General features: G+C 63.9%; 14 protein-coding genes. 1 reads left to right on the top strand and 13 read right to left on the bottom strand.

Going from position 1 to position 15,937, the window contains the following annotated elements; translation table 11 throughout:
- Positions 1-2: 2 nt before the first annotated feature.
- Positions 3-797 carry a glycosyltransferase gene (locus BO996_RS22950; RefSeq protein WP_071956497.1) on the top strand — a complete coding sequence of 265 codons (795 nt, stop codon included), beginning with the start codon at positions 3-5 and terminating at the stop codon, positions 795-797.
- Between the two features lie 77 nt (positions 798-874).
- On the opposite strand, the gene BO996_RS22955 is transcribed toward BO996_RS22950, so the two are convergent.
- The 13 genes from BO996_RS22955 to rseP form a co-directional block, all read right to left on the bottom strand.
- Positions 875-1,321, bottom strand: a complete 447-nt coding sequence (locus BO996_RS22955) for a DUF4149 domain-containing protein (RefSeq protein ID WP_071956498.1) — start codon at positions 1,319-1,321, stop codon at positions 875-877.
- A 44-nt stretch (positions 1,322-1,365) separates the two neighbouring features.
- Complete coding sequence (gene greA / locus BO996_RS22960; RefSeq protein WP_012206729.1) at positions 1,366-1,842, bottom strand: transcription elongation factor GreA; 477 nt, start codon at positions 1,840-1,842, stop codon at positions 1,366-1,368.
- Between the two features lie 254 nt (positions 1,843-2,096).
- A complete protein-coding gene (carB, locus tag BO996_RS22965; protein WP_013801459.1) occupies positions 2,097-5,345 on the bottom strand; it encodes a carbamoyl-phosphate synthase large subunit in 3,249 nt (1,082 codons plus the stop codon).
- Positions 5,338-6,510 carry a glutamine-hydrolyzing carbamoyl-phosphate synthase small subunit gene (carA, locus tag BO996_RS22970; RefSeq protein ID WP_016447475.1) on the bottom strand — a complete coding sequence of 391 codons (1,173 nt, stop codon included), beginning with the start codon at positions 6,508-6,510 and terminating at the stop codon, positions 5,338-5,340. The genes carB and carA overlap by 8 nt, the downstream gene beginning before the upstream one ends.
- A 174-nt stretch (positions 6,511-6,684) precedes the next feature.
- The gene (locus BO996_RS22975; RefSeq protein WP_071956499.1) at positions 6,685-7,476 is read right to left on the bottom strand and encodes a TrmH family RNA methyltransferase; all 792 of its coding nucleotides are present in this window, start codon (positions 7,474-7,476) and stop codon (positions 6,685-6,687) included.
- Between the two features lie 62 nt (positions 7,477-7,538).
- A complete protein-coding gene (gene rnhB / locus BO996_RS22980; RefSeq protein ID WP_012206733.1) occupies positions 7,539-8,246 on the bottom strand; it encodes a ribonuclease HII in 708 nt (235 codons plus the stop codon).
- Positions 8,209-9,399 carry a lipid-A-disaccharide synthase gene (gene lpxB / locus BO996_RS22985; protein WP_071956500.1) on the bottom strand — a complete coding sequence of 397 codons (1,191 nt, stop codon included), beginning with the start codon at positions 9,397-9,399 and terminating at the stop codon, positions 8,209-8,211. Before lpxB ends, rnhB begins: the two co-directional genes overlap by 38 nt.
- A gap of 21 nt (positions 9,400-9,420) precedes the next feature.
- Positions 9,421-10,218 (bottom strand): acyl-ACP--UDP-N-acetylglucosamine O-acyltransferase, encoded by a 798-nt coding sequence (gene lpxA, locus BO996_RS22990; protein WP_013801455.1) that lies wholly within the window; start codon positions 10,216-10,218, stop codon positions 9,421-9,423.
- A gap of 7 nt (positions 10,219-10,225) precedes the next feature.
- Positions 10,226-10,666 (bottom strand): 3-hydroxyacyl-ACP dehydratase FabZ, encoded by a 441-nt coding sequence (gene fabZ / locus BO996_RS22995; RefSeq protein WP_012206736.1) that lies wholly within the window; start codon positions 10,664-10,666, stop codon positions 10,226-10,228.
- The gene (gene lpxD / locus BO996_RS23000) at positions 10,663-11,670 is read right to left on the bottom strand and encodes a UDP-3-O-(3-hydroxymyristoyl)glucosamine N-acyltransferase (RefSeq protein WP_012206737.1); all 1,008 of its coding nucleotides are present in this window, start codon (positions 11,668-11,670) and stop codon (positions 10,663-10,665) included. Before lpxD ends, fabZ begins: the two co-directional genes overlap by 4 nt.
- Before the next feature lie 23 nt (positions 11,671-11,693).
- Positions 11,694-12,203 carry an OmpH family outer membrane protein gene (locus BO996_RS23005; RefSeq protein ID WP_013801453.1) on the bottom strand — a complete coding sequence of 170 codons (510 nt, stop codon included), beginning with the start codon at positions 12,201-12,203 and terminating at the stop codon, positions 11,694-11,696.
- The gene (gene bamA / locus BO996_RS23010) at positions 12,203-14,500 is read right to left on the bottom strand and encodes an outer membrane protein assembly factor BamA (RefSeq protein ID WP_071956501.1); all 2,298 of its coding nucleotides are present in this window, start codon (positions 14,498-14,500) and stop codon (positions 12,203-12,205) included. Before bamA ends, BO996_RS23005 begins: the two co-directional genes overlap by 1 nt.
- Positions 14,501-14,545: 45 nt before the next feature.
- Complete coding sequence (rseP, locus tag BO996_RS23015) at positions 14,546-15,916, bottom strand: RIP metalloprotease RseP (RefSeq protein ID WP_043795909.1); 1,371 nt, start codon at positions 15,914-15,916, stop codon at positions 14,546-14,548.
- Positions 15,917-15,937 lie beyond the last annotated feature (21 nt).

Below are 15,937 nucleotides of genomic sequence, written 5' to 3' on the forward strand. Positions count from 1 at the left end.
CCATGACCGTAGCATCCCATGCCCCCAGCGTGGCCCAGGCCGCGCAACCGCCCTCCGCCTCCCCCTCTGCGCAGCAGCGCTTCGTGATCTGCATGAAGTGGGGCAAGAAGTACGGTCCGGAGTATGTCAACAGGCTCTACGCCATGGTGCGTCGGCATCTGAAGGGCGATTTTCGCCTTGTCTGCCTGACCGATGACGGCGTGGGGATTCGTGACGAAGTCGAATGCCTGCCCATTCCGCCGCTGAACCTGCCCGCCGGCATTCCCGAGCGCGGCTGGAACAAGCTGGCCACCTTCAGCGCCGACCTGCATGGCCTGCGCGGCACGGCGCTGTTTCTTGACGTGGACGTGGTCATCACCGGGCCGCTGGACGATTTTTTCACCGAGCCCGGCGAATTCCTGATCATCCACGACTACAAGCGTCCCTGGCGCATCACGGGCAATTCCTCGGTGTACCGCTTCGAGCTGGGTGCACACCCCGAGGTACTGGACTACTTCCGCACGCATTTCGAAGAGATCCGCAGCAGCTTCCGCAACGAACAGGCCTACCTGTCCGACATGCTGCACAAGCAGGGCAAGCTCAAGTACTGGCCGCAGGCCTGGTGCCCCAGCTTCAAGTACCACTGCATTCCCGCATGGCCGACGAACTACTGGAAGCCGCCCTTCGTGCCGGATGGTGCACGCGTGGTGATCTTCCACGGAGAATGCAACCCGCCCGACGCGTTGGCCGGCCGGCGCAATCGGCGCTTTCGCTATATCCGGCCTGCCACCTGGGTGGCCGAGCACTGGCACGAGTGAGCAGCTCGGCCCACAAAAAAACGCCCGCGCTTGCGGGCGTTTTCGTTTGGCATGGTGCCGGACCGGCAGGACCGGGATCAGGCCGTGGCCTCGGCTTTCGCTTGAGACGGAGGACTGCCTATGCGCCACAGCACGACGAGCGCACACAGCCACTGCAGCGCATACATCACCGTGCCCACGCTGTGCCACAGCTTGAGGTTGTCGCGTGCAACGATGCGCGGCGACACGCCGTACTGGACCAGAAATGCCAGCAGCATGCCTGCGATCACAAAGCCCAGACAGGCCTTGGCCCAGGGCTGCAGGACCTGCTCCTTGTTGCGCCGGGACAGGACCAGCAGCAGGGCCGCGCAGGCGATGGACACCCAGGTCTGCGCGGCAAACAGCTTGGCTGCCATGAAGCCCGCGACAGCCGGCGTGGGCAATTGGGCGAACAGCAGGGGTACGGCCATGAAGCCGATGGCCGACAGGCTGCCCCACCACAGGGCAGCAGCCAGCAGGGGAACGCGTTCGTACAGGTTGCTCATGGGCTTAGGCCTTCCTCAATGATCGAGGCACAGGCGCTGACGCATCAGAGGTAGCGCACCGACACCACTTCATAGCGGCGCTCGCCGCCCGGTGCCTGCACGACGGCGGTATCGCCCTCTTCCTTGCCGATCAGCGCGCGCGCGATGGGGCTGGAGACGTTGATCAGGCCCAGCTTGAGGTCGGCCTCGTCCTCGCCGACGATCTGGTACTTGACCGTGTCGCCGCTGTCTTCATCCTCGAGCTCCACCGTTGCACCGAAGACCACGCGGCCACCGGCATCCACGGAAGAGGGATCGATGATCTGGGCAGCCGACAGCTTGCTCTCGACCTCGGCAATGCGGCCTTCGATGAAGCCCTGGCGGTCCTTGGCGGCCTCGTATTCGGCGTTTTCGCTCAGGTCGCCCTGGGCACGTGCCTCGGCGATGGCCTGGATGATGGAGGGACGCTCCACGGTTTTCAGGCGGTGCAGTTCGTCCTTGAGCTTCTCGGCTCCGCGCTTGGTGATGGGAATGGTGGCCATTGAAAAGTCTCCATGTTCAGCGAACGCCGCGCGCTGCGCGGTTTCTTTGGTACAGGCGGGCCGGCGACTTTGCGGCTAGACCTGCACCCCAAAAGCAAACCGCCGCACGTTGCCGCGCGGCGGTTTCATCGAATGATTCGTTCCATTATGCCGTGTTTACCCACCCGAAATGGTGGGATAACCCGGCGGCACTGTCGGACAGTGCCGCTCGCTGCGCGCCATCAAAAAACAGGCGCAGCGGCAATGGAAGGATCTCAGGCAGCCTGCAGTTGGGCGTGCAATTCCTGGACCGAGTGCACGTCCATGTTGCCCATGGACTTCATGCCTTCGACGGCAGCTTCTGCACCGAAGATGGTCGTGAAGGTGGTCACACGCGCCAGCAGGGCGCTGGTACGGATGGCACGCGAGTCGGCGATGGCATTGCGGCGCTCCTCCACCGTGTTGATGACCATGGCGATCTCGCCGTTCTTGATCATGTCCACGATGTGGGGGCGGCCTTCGGTCACCTTGTTGACGAGCTGCACCTCGATGCCGGCCTCGGAAATGGCCGCTGCCGTACCGCGCGTGGCGCACAGCACGAAGCCCATCGCAGCCAGTTCCTTGGCCACGGCCACGGCACGCGGCTTGTCGGCGTTCTTCACGGTCAGGAAGACCTTGCCCTGGGTCGGCAGCGTGACGCCGGCGCCCAGTTGGCTCTTGACGAAGGCTTCGCCAAAGGTCTTGCCCACGCCCATGACTTCGCCAGTGGACTTCATCTCGGGGCCGAGGATGGTGTCCACGCCAGGGAACTTCACGAACGGGAAGACGGCTTCCTTGACGCTGAAGTACGGCGGCGTGACTTCCTTGGTGATGCCCTGCTGGGCCAGCGTGTCGCCGGCCATGCAGCGTGCAGCCACCTTGGCCAGCTGGATGCCGGTGGCCTTGGAGACGAAGGGCACGGTGCGCGAGGCGCGCGGGTTGACTTCCAGCACGTAGATCACGTCGCCGTCGGCCGTTTCCTTGATGGCGAACTGCACGTTCATCAGGCCGACCACGCTCAGCGCGTTGGCCATGGCGGCAGTCTGGCGCTTGATCTCGGCCACGGTCTCGGGCTTGAGGTAGTAAGGCGGCAGCGAGCAGGCGGAATCGCCCGAATGCACGCCAGCCTGCTCGATGTGCTCCATCACGCCGCCGATGAAGACGGCGCCTTCGCGGTCGCGCACGCAGTCCACATCGCACTCGATGGCGTTGGACAGGAAGTGGTCCAGCAGCACGGGCGAGTCGTTGCTGACCTTGACGGCTTCGCGCATGTAGCGCTCCAGGTCGCGCTGCTCGTGCACGATTTCCATGGCACGGCCACCCAGCACATAGCTGGGACGCACGACCAGGGGGTAGCCCAGGCCGGCCGCCTTTTCCAGCGCTTCGGGCTCGGTACGGGCCGTGGCATTGGGCGGCTGGCGCAGGCCCAGCTCATGCAGCAGCTTCTGGAAGCGCTCGCGGTCTTCGGCCGCGTCGATCATGTCGGGCGTGGTGCCGATGATGGGCACGCCTTCCTTTTCAAGACCCAGCGCCAGCTTCAGGGGCGTCTGGCCGCCGTACTGCACGATGACGCCAACAGGCTTCTCGACAGCCACGACTTCGAGCACGTCTTCCAGCGTCAGCGGCTCGAAGTACAGGCGGTCCGACGTGTCGTAGTCGGTGGACACGGTCTCGGGGTTGCAGTTGACCATGATGGTTTCATAGCCGTCCTCGCGCATGGCGAGCGCAGCATGCACGCAGCAGTAGTCGAACTCGATGCCCTGGCCGATGCGGTTCGGGCCACCGCCCAGCACCATGATCTTTTTCTTGTCCGTCGGCTCGGCTTCGCACTCCTCGTCATAGGTGGAGTACATGTAGGCCGTGTCGGTGGCGAACTCGGCAGCGCAGGTGTCCACGCGCTTGAACACGGGGCGCACGCCCAGTGCCTTGCGTGCCTCGCGCACGGCCTTCTCATTGCTGTGCAGCAGCTTGGCCAGGCGACGGTCGGAGAAGCCCTTTTGCTTGAGCGTGCGCAGCGTGGTGGCGTCCAGTGCGGCCAGCGCGGCATCGCCCTTTTCCTCGTAGACCTGGTCCAGCTCGAGTTCGATCTTCACGATCTCTTCGATCTGCACGAGGAACCACTTGTCGATCTTGGTGATGTTGTGCACCTCGTCCAGCGTCCAGCCGGCAGCGAAGGCATCGCCCACATACCAGATGCGGTCCGGACCTGGCTCGCCGAGTTCCTTTTCGAGAATTTCGCGGTCCTGGGTCTTTTCGTTCATGCCGTCCACGCCGACTTCCAGGCCGCGCAGCGCCTTCTGGAAGGACTCCTGGAAGGTACGGCCAATGGCCATGACCTCGCCCACGGACTTCATCTGCGTGGTCAGGCGGTTGTCGGCAGCGGGGAACTTCTCGAACGCGAAACGCGGGATCTTGGTGACCACGTAGTCGATCGAGGGCTCGAACGAAGCGGGCGTCTTGCCGCCCGTGATGTCGTTCTTGAGTTCATCCAGCGTGTAGCCCACGGCCAGCTTGGCAGCGACCTTGGCGATGGGGAAGCCCGTGGCCTTGGAGGCCAGCGCCGAGGAACGCGACACGCGCGGGTTCATCTCGATGACGATCATGCGGCCGTCCTTCGGATTCACCGAGAACTGCACGTTGGAGCCGCCCGTGTCCACACCGATCTCGCGCAGCACCGCCAGCGAGGCGTTGCGCATGATCTGGTATTCCTTGTCGGTCAGCGTCTGCGCGGGTGCCACGGTGATCGAGTCGCCGGTGTGCACGCCCATGGGGTCCAGGTTCTCGATGGAGCAGATGATGATGCAGTTGTCCGCCTTGTCGCGGACGACTTCCATCTCGTACTCCTTCCAGCCGAGCAGCGATTCCTCGATCAGCAGCTCATTGGTCGGGGACGCTTCCAGGCCGCGCTTGCAGATGGTCTCGAACTCTTCGGGGTTGTAGGCAATGCCGCCGCCCGTGCCGCCCAGCGTGAAGCTGGGGCGGATGACGGTGGGAAAGCCCATTTCCTTTTGCACGGCCCAGGCTTCGTCCATCGAATGGGCGATGCCCGAGCGTGCCGAACCCAGGCCGATGCGCGTCATCGCATCCTTGAACTTGAGGCGGTCCTCGGCCTTGTCGATGGCCTCGGGAGTTGCGCCGATCAGCTCGACCTTGTACTTGTGCAGCACGCCGTTGCGCCACAGGTCCAGCGCGCAGTTCAGCGCGGTCTGGCCGCCCATGGTCGGCAGGATGGCGTCGGGACGCTCCTTGGCGATGATCTTCTCGACCGTCTGCCAGGTGATGGGCTCGATGTAGGTGACGTCGGCCGTGGCCGGGTCGGTCATGATCGTGGCAGGGTTGCTGTTGATCAGGATGACCTTGTAGCCCTCTTCGCGCAACGCCTTGCAGGCCTGCACGCCGGAGTAGTCAAACTCGCAGGCCTGGCCGATGACGATGGGACCGGCGCCAATGATCAGAATGCTTTTGAGGTCGGTGCGCTTAGGCATTTTTGTGTTTCTCCATCAGCGCCGTGAAGCGGTCAAACAGGTAGGCGATATCGTGCGGGCCGGGCGAAGCCTCGGGGTGGCCCTGGAAGCAGAACGCAGGCTTGTCCTTGTGCTCAAGGCCTTGCAGCGTGCCGTCGAACAGGCTGATGTGCGTGGCGCGCAGCGTGTCGGGCAGGGACTCCATCTCCACGGCAAAACCGTGGTTCTGGCTGGTGATGCTGACCCGGCCGTTGTCCAGGTCCTTGACGGGGTGGTTGGCGCCGTGGTGGCTGTTGGCCATCTTGAAGGTCTTGGCGCCAGCGGCCAGGGCCATGATCTGGTGACCCAGGCAGATGCCGAAGACGGGCTTGCCGGACTCCACCAGTTCCTTGGTGGCGGCAATGGCGTAGTCGCAGGGCTCCGGGTCGCCAGGGCCGTTGGACAGGAAAACGCCGTCGGGGTTGAGTGCCAGCACATCCTTGGCGGGCGTCTTGGCCGGCACCACGGTCAGCTTGCAGCCGCGCTCGGCCAGCATGCGCAGGATGTTGAACTTCACGCCGAAGTCATAGGCCACCACATGGAAACGCGGGGCCTGCTGCTGGCCGTAGCCTTCGCCCAGCTTCCACTCGGTTTCCGTCCATTCGTACTGCTGGGCGGCGCTCACCACCTGGGCCAGATCCAGGCCCTTCATGCTGGGGGCCGCCTTGGCCGCAGCCAGTGCCTCGTCGATGCGCGCCTGGGTCACTTCTTCGCCAGCGGCCAAACCGACGATGGCGCCGTTTTGTGCGCCCTTGTCGCGCAGCAGCCGTGTGAGCTTGCGCGTGTCGATGTTGGCAATCGCCACCGTGCCGCTGCGCGTGAGGTAGTCGGGCAGGGTCTCGGACTTGCGGAAGTTGCTGGCCAGCAGCGGAAGGTTCTTGATGATCAGGCCCGCCGCATGGACCTTGCCAGCCTCGACATCCTCTGCGTTGACGCCGTAGTTGCCGATGTGCGGATACGTGAGCGTCACGATCTGCTGGCAGTAGCTGGGGTCGGTGAGGATTTCCTGGTAGCCGGTGATTGCCGTGTTGAAAACGACTTCACCAACCGTGGTGCCTTGCGCACCGATCGAGTTGCCAACAAAGACCGTGCCGTCTGCGAGCGCCAGGATGGCGGATGGGAATGCTCCCTTGAGAGACAAAAGCACTGGGTTCTCCGGTTCTAATTACGGTTACGCCCAGCGTGCCGCACGGACGGATCCGGGCGGGTTATAGCTTGTCTGCAGGGGGTGGCGAGGAAGCGTCGCTAGGCGTAGTGTGGAATGCTTGAAAGCCGCCCATTATAGGCTGGTCGTGCTTCAGCCTCCTGACAGGAGGCGGGATTACCCTTGACGTGAGCCGGCACTCACGCTGCTTGCGTGCAGGCATATCGCCGCTGCAGCAGCCACGTTCAGCGACTCCTCACCGCCTGGCTGGCCGATGCGCACATGCTGCGCTGCCCGCTGCATCAGCGCCTCGCCAACGCCCTGCCCTTCATGGCCCATGGCCCAGGCACAAGGCCAGGGCAGCGCGGCATTTTGGATCAGTTCGCCCTGATGGGAACTGGTCACGATCAGGGGCAAGCCAAGCGCATCCAGGTCTTCGGGCGAGGCCGACTCGACCAGTTGCAGACCGAAATGCGCCCCCATGCCGGCGCGCAGCACCTTCTGGCTCCACAGCGCAGCCGTGCCCTTCAGGGCCACGACCTGGCTGAAGCCGAAGGCAGCGGCACTGCGCAGGATGGAGCCCACGTTGCCTGCGTCCTGCACGCGATCCAACACCACCGTGGCCACGCCGGCACGGATGACCGCCGATGCCTGCCAGTCCATCAGAAAACCGATGCGCGCCGGGGACTCCAGGCCGCTGACTTCGGCAAACAGGGCATCTGCCAGCACCACGCATTTGCCTGCGCCCCGCACCCATTCCAGCGGCACCAGCGGCCAGAAGGACTCGGCCACCACGGCTACGGAGGGCTGCATGCCACGCGCCAGCGCGGCACGGCACAGATGGTCCCCCTCCAGCCAGACGCGCCCTTGCTTGCGGTAGGCCCCACTGTCCTGGACAAGCCTGCGCAAATCCTTGACCAGGACGTTGTCACGGGACTGGATCAATGTGGCGGCGGGTTGTCGGCTCATGGTGAGGCTTTCGGGCAAAGGGAACAGCGCGCCACGGGCGCAGAAAGAAACGGCAAAGGCAATCAGGCCGACAGCAGCAAGGCTTGCGCGCCCTGCGCCGCAGCTGCCACGCGGGCAGCGGCCAGAGGCTCGGCCATGCGAGCAATGCTCACGACATGGGCCACCGGCGCGAAGGTTCGCCGGTGCTCCTCGCAGGCGCCGTGCAGGCGCAGCGCCGCAAGGTGGGCCGCCGTTCCGTAGCCCTTGTGGCCGTCGAAGCCGTATTCCGGATATTGCTCATGCAGCCGTTCGCACCAGCGGTCGCGCGTGACCTTGGCCAGAATGGAGGCGGCCGAGATGGCCTGCACCAGGGAGTCCCCCTTGACGATGGCCTCGGCCTGCACATCCAGCACGGGCAGCTGGTTGCCATCCACCAGCACGAGCACCGGCTTCAGGCGCAGGCCCAGCACCGCGCGGCGCATGGCCAGCAGCGTGGCCTGCAGGATGTTCAGGCGATCAATCTCTTCGACCGAGGCCTCGGCAATGCTGCAGCACAGCGCCTTGGCACGGATCTCGTCATAGAGTGCCTCGCGGCGCGCAGCCGTGAGCTTCTTGGAATCGTTCAGGCCCTCGATGGGATTGAGATCGTCAAGAATGACAGCAGCGGCCACGACAGGGCCGGCCAACGGGCCGCGGCCCGCTTCGTCCACGCCCGCAACCAACCCCGGCGGATGCCAGGGCAGGCACGCCTGTTCAGGCGGCAGTGGGGGCAATGATTTTCTCGATCGCATGGGCGGCCAGTTCGGCAGTATCGCGCCGCAATTCATGGTGCAGCGCTGTGAAGCGCTGTACCAGCGCCTCGACGGTTGAAGGGGAATGTTCGCACGCCTGCAGCCATTGCAGCACAGCCGCGCTCAGCGCCTGGGGCGTTGCCGCATCCTGGATCAGCTCGGGCACGACGAAATCGCCGCACAGGATGTTGGGCAGGCCCACCCAGGGCTGCAACTGCTTGCCACGCATCAGGCGCCAGCTCCAGGGGTGCATGTTGTAGCCGATCACCATGGGACGCTTGTACAACGCGGCTTCCAGCGTGGCTGTGCCGCTGGCGATCAACGTCACGTCGCAGGCTGCCAATGCATCATGGGACTGGCCGCGCACGATGTGCAGCGACGAGGCCATGCCGGACTCCTGGGCAATGCGCCGCAACTCGTCCAGTTGCGAAGGCACGGCAGGCACTACTATTTTAATAGCTGGCAGCGCCTTCCGGACCAAAGCTGCAGCCTGAAAGAAACGGGCTGCAAGATAGCGGATTTCGGAGCGTCGGCTGCCGGGCAGCACGGCCAGCACCAGACCATCTTCCGGCAGACCCAGCCGACGGCGCGCGGCGGCACGGTCGGGCTGCAGCGGAATCACGCTGGCCAGGGGATGGCCCACGTAGGTGGCATCTATGCCGTGACGGGCCAGCAACTCGGGCTCGAAGGGAAAGATGCACAGCACATGGTCGGCCGCACGCCGGATTTTCTCGACGCGATCGGCACGCCAGGCCCAGATCGAAGGGCAGACGAAATGCACGGTCTTGATGCCCGCAGCCCGCAGATCGGTCTCCAGGCCCAGGTTGAAGTCGGGCGCATCGATGCCGGCAAAAACGGCTGGCGGCTGCTTGAGCAGGCGCTGGCGCAACTGCCGGCGGATGTTCAGAATCTCGGCCAGTCGGCGAAACACTTCCAAGCTGTAACCATGCACGGCCAGCCGCTCGCAGGACCACCATGCTTCAAAACCGCGCTGCTGCATTTGGGGCCCACCGATGCCAAAGGCCGAAGCCTCGGGCCAGCGGGCCTGCAGCCCACCCAGGAGCAAGGACGCCAGCAGGTCCCCTGAGGTTTCTCCGGCGACCATGGCAATCGATGGACTCAGGCGCGCCAATGGCGCCGCGTTCTCTGTCATGCCGTCCTTTCGCGCGCCGAATCAGCGCGCAATGCCCCGGGTCGAAGCGGCCAGAAAATCCAGCATCAGCGATACATCGGCAGCGGCCTCGGGCTGCTCGCCAGCCAGCGCTCCAATGGCGTCGCGCGCGGCCTCCAGGGTCAGCCCCTGGCGATACAGCAGACGGTGCATCTGCTTGATGGCCTGGATACGCTGCGGCCCGAATCCGCGCCGGCGCAGGCCTTCGATATTGAAGCCACGCACGGCCAGGGGATTGCCATCCACCATCATGAAGGGCGGCACATCCTGCGAGATATGGCTGGCAAAGCCCGCCATGGCATGGGCGCCCACCTTGGTGAACTGGTGCACGCCCGTCAGGCCGCCCAGGATCACATGGTCGCCCACATGCACATGGCCAGCCAGGGTGGCGTTGTTGGCCAGGATGGTGTGGCTGCCCACGACGCAGTCGTGGGCCACATGCACATAGGCCATGATCCAGTTGTCATGGCCTATGACCGTGACACCCTGGTCCTGCACGGTGCCCGCATTGAAGGTGCAGAACTCGCGCACCGTGTTGCGGTCACCGATGACAAGCCGCGTGGGCTCGCCTGCGTACTTCTTGTCCTGGGGCTGCGCGCCCAGGGACGCGAACTGGAAAATCCGGTTGTCGCAACCAATGCGGGTATGGCCTTCGACAACGCAATGCGCGCCAATCGTGGTGCCGGCGCCGATTTCCACATGCGGCCCGATGACGGCATAGGGGCCGACCGACACCGATGAATCCAGCTGTGCAGCGGAATCTATCAGTGCCGTGGGATGGATGCGTTCAATGCCAGCCATGCGCCCGTCAGCCCACGTTGCGCATGGTGCACATCAGCTCGGCTTCGCAGGCCACTTCGTCCTCGACGCGGGCCACGCCCTTGAACTTCCAGATGCCGCCGCGAACGCGATCGATGGTGATCTCCAGCACCAGCTGGTCGCCCGGCTCCACGGGGCGCTTGAAGCGCGCACCGTCGATGCCCACGAAATAGTAGATGTTGTTTTCGTCGGGAACCTGGCCCATGGCATCGAAGGCCAGCAGGCCGGCAGCCTGCGCCAGCGCCTCCAGGATGAGCACGCCCGGCATGACCGGACGGCCTGGGAAATGGCCCATGAAATAGGGCTCGTTGAACGTGACGTTCTTGATCGCCTTGATGCGTGTATTGCGCTCAAGCTCCGTGACCTTGTCCACCAGCAGGAAGGGGTAGCGGTGGGGCAGTTGCTTGAGAATTGCGTGAATATCCATCATTGCGTTCCGTTATGGCCTTGATCCGCCGATTGCTGCAGTTGCCGCTCCAGGGCCTTGATGCGATCGCGCATGGAGTGCAGCTGCTTCAGCGTCGCAGCATTTTTTTCCCATTTGGCGTTTTCATCCACGGGAAACATGCCCGTGTAAACACCTGATTGTGTCAGCGAACGGGTCACTACCGTCGCTGCCGAAATATGCACCCTGTCGGCCAGCTGCAGATGGCCCAGCACGATGGCGCCGCCTCCCACGGTGCAATGCGCGCCAATGCGTGCGCTGCCGGCCACCCCCACGCAACCGGCCATGGCCGTATGCTTGCCGACGTGCACGTTGTGACCGATCTGGATCAGATTGTCGAGCTTGACCCCGTCCTCGATCACCGTGTCGTCCAGCGCTCCCCGGTCTATGCAAGTGTTGGCGCCGATTTCCACATCGTCGCCGATCCGCACGCCACCGAGCTGCTCGATCTTCACCCATGCTCCGTTCTCGGGCGCAAACCCGAAGCCGTCCGCTCCCAGCACCACGCCGGAATGCAGCAGACAGCGCGCGCCCACATGGCAGTTCTCGCCAATGGTGACGCGCGACTTGAGCACGGTGTGGGCACCGATGGTGGCACCCTCTTCAACCACGCAGAGCGGGCCGATCGTGGCAGAGGCATCAACGATGGCACTCTCGTGCACCACCGCGCTTGGATGGATACCGGCCGGCGCCACAGACCTGCAGTTCCGCTTCCACCACTGCGTGGCCCTGGCGAAGTAGGCATACGGGTCAGGGACCACGATGCAGGCACCCCGCTGCTGCGCCAGCTCACGCATGGCGGGCGCCACAATAACGCAGGCCGCCTCGGAGGCGGCCAGTTGCTGGCGGTAGCGGGGGTTGCTCAGAAAACTTAGATCCCCGGCCCCGGCGGAATCCAGCGGGGCGATGCGGGAGATGGGCATCTCCCTGTCGCCACCGACCAGTTCGCCACCGAGTGCATCGAGGATCTGACCCAACAATACGCTCACGGCATGCAGCCCTGGACGCTGGCTTACTTGCCGCCGCCGTTCAGCGCCTTGATCACTTTGTCAGTGATGTCGTACTTGGGGTTGATGTAGACGGCTTCCTGGAGGATGACGTCGTACTTCTCGGATTCGGCCACTTGCTTGACCACCTTGTTGGCGCGCTCCAGCACCTGGGCCAGTTCCTCGTTCTTGCGGGAGTTCAGGTCTTCCTGGAACTCACGGCGCTTGCGCTGGAACTCGCGATCCTGGTCCACCAGCTGACGCTGACGGGAGACGCGCTGGCTTTCGGCCATGGTGGGCGCTTCACGCTCGAACTTCTCCGAAGCGCTCTTGAGCGTATTGCCCTGGTCGACCAGTTCCTTCTCACGCTTGGAGAATTCCTGCTCCAGCTTGGACTGCGCAGCCTTGGCCGTCGACGCTTCACGGAAGATGCGGTCTGTGTTCACAAAGCCGGCCTTGAACTCTTGAGCGTGCGCAGAAACAGCCATGGCGCCAAGCAGCACAGCCAGGGAAAAATGGCTAGATAGAGATTTCATTAGAAAGAGGTTCCGATTTGGAATTGCAGTCGCTGGATTTTATCCCCGGTCTGCTTGCGGATGGGTTGAGCAAAGGCGAGACGCAGGGGGCCCAGCGGGGAAATCCAGCTGATGCCCAGGCCCGTGGAAGCCCGCAGCTCCCCGAGATCGAAGTTCTCGTTGGCCCCGTAGACATTGCCCACATCGAGGAATGTAAAAAGACGCAAAGTCCTGTCATTGCCGGCACCGGGGAAGGGAATCATGAACTCTGCGTTCAAGGTCACCTTCTTGGAGCCGCCAAGCGCCAGGTTTTCCTTGGTGTCGCGCGGACCCAGCGAGCCCTGCTCGAAGCCACGCACCGAACCCAGGCCACCCGAGAAGAAGTTCTTGAACAGCGGGAACGGACGGCCATTGAGGCCCTTGCCGTAGCCCAGTTCACCGTTCAGTGCCAGCGTGTACTTCTTGCTCAGCGGAATGTACTGCTGGATCTGGTAGTTGGCGCGCACATAACGGGCCTCGCCACCCACCGACCACTCGGTGTTCAGGCGCTGGTAGAGACCCGAGTTGGGCGCCAGCGCGCTGTCACGGCTGTCACGCGACCAGCCCAGGGTCAGCGGAATGCCGGTGTTGGAATAGCCGTACTTGTCGGCATAGTCCTTGTACGCCTGAGGCAGGTAGGTGCCGGGCTTGATTTCGGAGCGCTCCACGCCGCCGCCGAAATACACCGTGTCGATCTCGCTGAAGGGCACGCCAAAGCGCACGCTGCCGCCCGAGGTGACGATCTTGTAGGCCGCATCGTCGTAGTAGGGACGGTCAGTGCGGTAGTACAGGTCGTAGGTGCGCGAGATGCCGGTGTCCGTGAAGTACGGATCCGTGGTGGACAGCACCATGGTGCGGCGGTACTTGCTGGTGTTCACGTCCACGCCCAGGTAGTTGCCTGAGCCGAACACGTTTTCCTGCTTGATGCCGAACGACAGCGAAACCTTTTCAGCGCTGGAAAAACCAGCGCCCAGCTGCAGCGAGCCGGTGGGCTTTTCAGCCACCGAGATGACCAGATCCACCTGGTCGGGCGAACCCGCCACTTCCTGGGTCTCGACATTGACCTCGGTGAAGAAGCCCAGGCGGTCCACACGGTCGCGCGACAGGCGGATCTTGTCGCCGTCATACCAGGAAGCTTCGTACTGGCGGAATTCGCGGCGGATCACTTCGTCGCGCGTGCGGTTGTTGCCACTGAGATTGATGCGTCGCACATAAGCGCGGCGAGAAGGCTCGGCGTGCAGCACCAGGGCCACCCGGTTGGTTGCACGGTCAATGTCCGGCACGGCCTCGACGCGCGCAAAGGCAAAGCCGAAGTTGCCGAAGTGCTCGGTGAAGGCCTTGGTCGTTGCCGTGACCTGGTCGGCGTTGTAGGGCTCGCCGGGCTTGATCTTGACCAGGGACTTGAATTCGTCGTCGCGGTCCAGGTAGTTGCCTTCCAGCTTGACGCCGGAGACCACGAAGCGCTCGCCTTCATGGACGTTGAGCGTGAGCGAGATGGTCTGCTTGTCGGGCGAGATGGCTACCTGGGTGGAGTCCACGCGGAACTCCAGGTAGCCACGCTGCAGGTAGTACGAGCGCAGCGTTTCCAGGTCGGCGTTGAGCTTGTTGCGCGCATAGCGGTCCGACTTGGTGTACCAGCTCATCCAGTTGCCGGTGTCCTGATCGAACAGGTCCTTGAGCGTGGATTCGCTGAAGGCCTTGTTGCCGACGATGTGGATCTCGTTGATGCGGGCCGGATCGCCCTCGGTCACCGTGAAGGTCAGGTTGACGCGGTTGCGCTCGATGGGCGTGACCGTGGTGACGACCTCCGCGCCATAAAGGCTGCGGTTGATGTACTGGCGCTTGAGCTCCTGCTCGGCACGGTCGGCCAGGGCCTTGTCGAAGGGACGACCTTCTGCCAGGCCCACATCGCGCATGGCCTTTTGCAGGGTTTCCTTGTCGAACTCCTTGGTGCCGGCGAAGTTCACCTCGGCGATGGTCGGGCGTTCTTCGACGACGACAACGAGCACGTTGCCATTGGCCTCGAGGCGGATGTCCTTGAACAGCCCCAGCGCGAACAGCGAGCGGATCGCAGCTGCGCCCTTGTCATCGTCATACTGGTCGCCCACGCGCAGCGGGATGGATGCGAAGACCGTGCCCGGCTCCACGCGCTGCAGGCCTTCGATGCGGATGTCCTGTACCCGGAAGGGCTCCAGCGCCCAGGCTGCATTGGCAGCCAAAACCATGGCAGCCAGGGTCGATGCAGCGCGCACGCCCAGGCGATTGATACGTTTAGTCATGAATGGATTTGCCGCCGCTGCGGCTTGCCGAAAACGGCTGAAAAGTTAGCCCCAAAGCCGGTTGATATCGTTGAAAAAGGCGACGGACATCATCATCATCAAAACCGCCACGCCTGCACGCTGCAAGCGTCCGGCCCAGACTTCCGACACGCTTCGGCCAGTCACGCCCTCCCAAAGATAATACATCAGGTGCCCGCCATCGAGCACCGGCAGGGGGAGCAAGTTGAGAACCCCCAGGCTGATGCTTATCAGCGCCAGGAACGAGAGGTATTGAACCAGGCCCATGCTGGCCGAGCGCCCCGCATAGTCGGCAATGGTCAAGGGGCCGCTGATGTTCTTGAGCGATGCCTCGCCTATCACCATGCGGCCCATCATGCGCAGCGTCAGCGACGACAGCTCCCAGGTGCGCTGCACGCCAGCCCACAGGCCTTCCAGCGGACCGCGCTGCACCAGAGCCATCTCGGGAGCGCTGCCGATGTAGGCACTGATGCGGGCAATGCTCTCCTTGCCATCTTCCGAGCGACCCAGATCGGGCAGCACGGGGATCTGCAGTTGCCTGCCATCGCGCTCCACCAGCCAGACCTGCTGCTGGACCTGGCCCGATGCACCCATCTTGCGGATGAGATTGCGCAGCTGGGTGCCATCATCCACCGGTGTGCTGCCCACGCGCAGCACCAGGTCGCCCTGGCGCAAGCCGGCCTTTTCGGCGGCACCACCGGCGATCACCTTGTCCAGCACGGGCTGTGTCCACGGCCCCAGCAGGCCCAGGCGCTCGAAGAAAGCGGCATCGGGCTCGCCCTGCACCTGCCCGGCCAGCGCCAGCCGCAGTTCGGACGGAGCGGTGCGCCGGCCCTGGAGCACTTCCATGCGCACCGACTCGTCATCGAGCGCGGCGCGCGTCAGTGTCCAACGCAGATCATTGATGGAGCGGACCTCTTCCCACTCCTGGTCGCCCAAGGCGATGCGCAGCACGCGATCACCGCCCTGCACGCCCGCCATCTGCAGCACCGTGCCCGCCGGCGGCGTGGCCAATCGCGCCACGGGCTCCTGCATGCCCATCCAATTGACGATGGCCAGCAGCGCAATGGCCAGCACGAGATTGGCCACCGGGCCTGCCGCCACGATGGCCGCACGTGACCGCAGCGGCTGGGTGTTGAATGCCAGATGGCGCTGATCGGCAGGGACTTCGCCCTCACGCTCGTCGAGCATGCGCACATAGCCGCCAAGCGGCAGTGCACCGATGACGAATTCCGTGTCCGAACCTTTGCGCTTCCAGCGCAGGATGGGGCGACCGAAGCCGACGGAAAACCGAAGCACCTTCACGCCGCAGGCCACAGCGACGCGGTAGTGGCCCCACTCGTGGACGGCAATCAGCACGCCCAGCGCGACCACGAATGCAACTACGGTCAGCAACAATTGATACTCCTTTGAATCCAA

It is taken from the genome of Delftia sp. HK171, from assembly GCF_001886655.1.
Lineage (GTDB): Bacteria > Pseudomonadota > Gammaproteobacteria > Burkholderiales > Burkholderiaceae_C > Comamonas > Comamonas acidovorans.

Bases quoted from the DNA above. Each gene is read 5' to 3' on its own strand.
- bamA (WP_071956501.1), bottom strand. From the start codon at position 14,500: ATGACTAAACGTATCAATCGCCTGGGCGTGCGCGCTGCATCGACCCTG.
- BO996_RS22975 (WP_071956499.1), bottom strand. From the start codon at position 7,476: ATGAGCCGACAACCCGCCGCCACATTGATCCAGTCCCGTGACAACGTC.
- lpxB (WP_071956500.1), bottom strand. From the start codon at position 9,399: ATGACAGAGAACGCGGCGCCATTGGCGCGCCTGAGTCCATCGATTGCC.
- BO996_RS22950 (WP_071956497.1), top strand. From the start codon at position 3: ATGACCGTAGCATCCCATGCCCCCAGCGTGGCCCAGGCCGCGCAACCG.
- BO996_RS23005 (WP_013801453.1), bottom strand. From the start codon at position 12,203: ATGAAATCTCTATCTAGCCATTTTTCCCTGGCTGTGCTGCTTGGCGCC.
- fabZ (WP_012206736.1), bottom strand. From the start codon at position 10,666: ATGATGGATATTCACGCAATTCTCAAGCAACTGCCCCACCGCTACCCC.
- BO996_RS22955 (WP_071956498.1), bottom strand. From the start codon at position 1,321: ATGAGCAACCTGTACGAACGCGTTCCCCTGCTGGCTGCTGCCCTGTGG.
- rnhB (WP_012206733.1), bottom strand. From the start codon at position 8,246: ATGCGATCGAGAAAATCATTGCCCCCACTGCCGCCTGAACAGGCGTGC.
- carB (WP_013801459.1), bottom strand. From the start codon at position 5,345: ATGCCTAAGCGCACCGACCTCAAAAGCATTCTGATCATTGGCGCCGGT.
- lpxA (WP_013801455.1), bottom strand. From the start codon at position 10,218: ATGGCTGGCATTGAACGCATCCATCCCACGGCACTGATAGATTCCGCT.
- greA (WP_012206729.1), bottom strand. From the start codon at position 1,842: ATGGCCACCATTCCCATCACCAAGCGCGGAGCCGAGAAGCTCAAGGAC.